Annotated in this window: 3 protein-coding genes; all 3 read left to right on the top strand. The window is 65.9% G+C overall.

Annotated elements, in window-relative coordinates; translation table 11 throughout:
• The coding region (locus BRAS3809_RS29335) for an ATP-dependent DNA helicase (protein WP_035659308.1) at window positions 1-1022 on the top strand (1022 nt) is incomplete at its 5' end.
• 330 nt (window positions 1023-1352) lie between these two features.
• The gene (gene ppk2, locus BRAS3809_RS29330) at window positions 1353-2474 is read left to right on the top strand and encodes a polyphosphate kinase 2 (protein WP_008965644.1); all 1122 of its coding nucleotides are present in this window, start codon (window positions 1353-1355) and stop codon (window positions 2472-2474) included.
• 223 nt (window positions 2475-2697) lie between these two features.
• Window positions 2698-3006, top strand: coding sequence for a hypothetical protein (locus BRAS3809_RS37715; protein WP_170323350.1), 309 nt, complete (start codon window positions 2698-2700; stop codon window positions 3004-3006).
• Window positions 3007-3228: the final 222 nt, after the last annotated feature.

Genomic DNA, 3228 nt, shown 5'->3' with positions numbered 1-3228 from the left:
AGGTGTTCCGGCTGTTCGGCTATGCCGGCACCGGCAAGACCACGCTGGCCCGCCACATCGCCGAGGGGGTCGACGGCGAGGTCAAGTTCGCGGCGTTCACCGGCAAGGCGGCGCTGGTGATGCGCAGCAAGGGCTGCGACAACGCCTCCACCATCCATTCGCTGATCTACCGCGCCCAGGAAACCGGCGAGGAGCAGCCGAATTTCGAATTGTGGGACGACGCGCCGGCCTCCAAGGCCAAGCTGATCATCATCGACGAATGCTCGATGGTCGACGCCGATCTCGGCCGCGACCTGCTCTCCTTCGACTGCCCGCTGCTGGTGCTCGGCGATCCCGCGCAATTGCCGCCGGTCAAGGGCGGCGGCTTCTTCACCGACAGCGAGCCCGACGTGATGCTGAGCGAGGTGCACCGGCAGGCACAGGACGATCCGATCGTGCGGATGTCGATGGACGTGCGCGAGGGCAACACGCTCGACATCGGCCGCTACGGCGAGAGCGAGGTGGTGGAGCGCCGCGAGCTCGATCCGTCGCGCGTGATGGAGGCCGACCAGGTGCTGGTCGGCCGCAACGCCACCCGCCGCGCCTACAACAACCGCTTCCGCCAGCGCCTCGACATCGAGGACGCGCTGCCCGTCGCCGGCGACAAGCTGGTCTGCCTGCGCAACAACCGCAAGAAGGGCCTGTTCAATGGCGGCCTGTGGCGGGTGAAGTCGCGCGCGACCTCGAAGTCGAAGATCGTGACCATGCGGGTCGCGCCCGAAGAGGATTTCGGCCGCAAGGTCACCAAGGTCTCGGTGCGCGGCGAATGCTTCGCCGGCGGCATCGAGGACATCCCGTGGGAGCAGCGCAAGCCCTATGACGAGTTCGACTACGGCTACGTGCTGACCGTGCACAAGTCGCAGGGCTCGCAATGGGACGACGTCGTCTTGTTCGACGAAAGCTTCGCCTTCCAGGAAGCCCGCGCCCGCTGGCTCTACACCGGCATCACCCGCGCCGCGAAGCGGCTGTCGATCGTCGTTTGAGCCGTTCGATCGCGTCGAGCGATGTGTCCGGATCAGTCCTCCGCTCTAACGGCATCGTCATGGCCGGGCTTGTCCCGGCCATCCACGTCGTTCCGAGCACTGGGAAGGAGTGGATGCCCGGGTCAAGCCCGGGCATGACGGAGTAAATTAGCCGCAGCCCTGCCCGTCGTAGAGACCGTTGCATGAATGTTGCGCGCGTGTCGGTATCGCCCTGCCTTGTTCCCCGCAAAGCCTGCGACCCGTTGATCCAGGTCAACCTGCCGCAGCGCGCTTGGCGGATAAAAATCGATTCACATCTCTGCACGACAACAACAGGCGGGGCGGACGCGCATGGCAAACTCGAAGGGTACCAAGGGCAACGCGGGCAAGAGCAAGCGCGCCAGCGCGACGGCGCACGTCGCGCGCAAGCAGTCCGCAGCGCCGCTCGATCCGGTCGCGCAGTCGCTGATCGACGAATCGATGCAGGCCGCGCAGATCACCGAGCTGTCGGCCTTCGCGACGGTGCTGAACGGACCGCCAAGGCTCGATGCGAACAGCGCCCCGGTGAAGGCCATGCTCGACGGCGCCGCCCCTGATGACGCCAGGCTCATGAAGGCGCTGATCGACGGTCGCGAGACCAAGCGCGACAAGCGCCACACCTCCGACGAGCTCGCCGACAATTGGCGCCACGGCGGCTACCCTTACAAATTCCGCATGTACCGCAAGGACTACGAAGAGCAGAAATTCATCCTGCAGACCGAGCTCTTGAAGCTGCAGAACTGGATGAAGGACGCGCGCCAGCGCCTGGTGCTGCTGTTCGAAGGCCGCGACGCCGCCGGCAAGGGCGGCACCATCAAGCGATTCATGGAGCATCTCAACCCGCGCGGCGCCCGCGTCGTCGCGCTGGACAAGCCGAGCGACGTCGAGCGCGGCCAATGGTACTTCCAGCGCTATGTCGAGCATCTGCCGACCGCCGGCGAGATCGTGCTGTTCGACCGCTCCTGGTACAACCGCGCCGGCGTGGAGCGCGTGATGGGGTTCTGCTCGCAGGCCGAATATGACGAGTTCCTGCGCCAGGTGCCGGAGTTCGAGCGCAACCTCGTGCGCAGCGGCATCCATCTCATCAAGTTCTGGTTCTCGGTCAGCCGCGAGGAGCAGCGCCGCCGCTTCAAGGAGCGCGAGGCGCATCCGCTCAAGCAATGGAAGCTGTCGCCGATCGACACCGCCTCGCTCGACAAATGGGACGACTACACGCGCGCCAAGGAGGCGATGTTCTTCTCCACCGACACCGCCGACTGCCCGTGGACCGTCATCAAGTCCGACGACAAGAAACGCGCACGGCTCAATGCGATGCGCTGCGTGCTGCACTCCCTGCCCTATGCCGGCAAGGACGTCTCGCGCATCGGCCATGTCGACGACCTGATCGTCGGCCGCGCCAGCGTGATCCACGAGCGCGAGGAGCACGCGAGCTGAGAGGTTCGCGTAGGGTGGGCAAAGGCGCGCCACCACCTTTTCCACGCGCACGATCGCGATGACGCCGTGCCCACCGTCTCGCCGCGAACACGCCGCCCGACGGTGGGCACGCAGCCGCCTGCGGCGACCGCTTTGCCCACCCTACGGACGACGGACTCTGCGAGGTCGCCGAGCCGATCATCACCGCTGCCGCGGACGACGACGCGAATGCCGGTCGGCCAGCATGGATGCACGCGCTGCGCTGAACGGTTGCGCCACACCCATGCGCGCCGCGGGTGTCAGTTCGCCGCCGTTCAACAAATCACGGTCCGGGTGCATGGATTGGTACGCCGACGGCTCCGACTCGGAGAAGAATCCGTCCAGCGCCAAAGCCGGCGCAGCGGTGGCCGTCGACAGCAGTGCGATGATCGCAGCCCTTGATGTCCAGGATGTCATGGTCGTTCTCCAGGTTGTCAATACGGAGAACGCGCACTCGATCGAGCGCTCCTTGCTCGTGGCCGTGCCGGTCGAGGCGCGAACGCCTCAGTCGTGATCGCGGCGTGGAGCAGATATTCGCGGATGTCCGCCGCGTCGTGATCACGACGGCGCTAGTGAAACAGCGCAGCAGCCAAGACATCGCAGCTCAATCCTGGAGATCGCGGGCGCACGATCAGGACGACTCATCGTTGCCCGTCGCGCTACTTTGTCGCATGCCGACGGGCGTTGCATCGTCGGGCAAATCACTGGCACGTTTGCGCGCATCCCGGCCCGCCAG

This window comes from Bradyrhizobium sp. STM 3809 (genome assembly GCF_000239795.1).
GTDB lineage: Bacteria > Pseudomonadota > Alphaproteobacteria > Rhizobiales > Xanthobacteraceae > Bradyrhizobium.
This window is presented reverse-complemented; position numbering and strand designations above follow the sequence as displayed.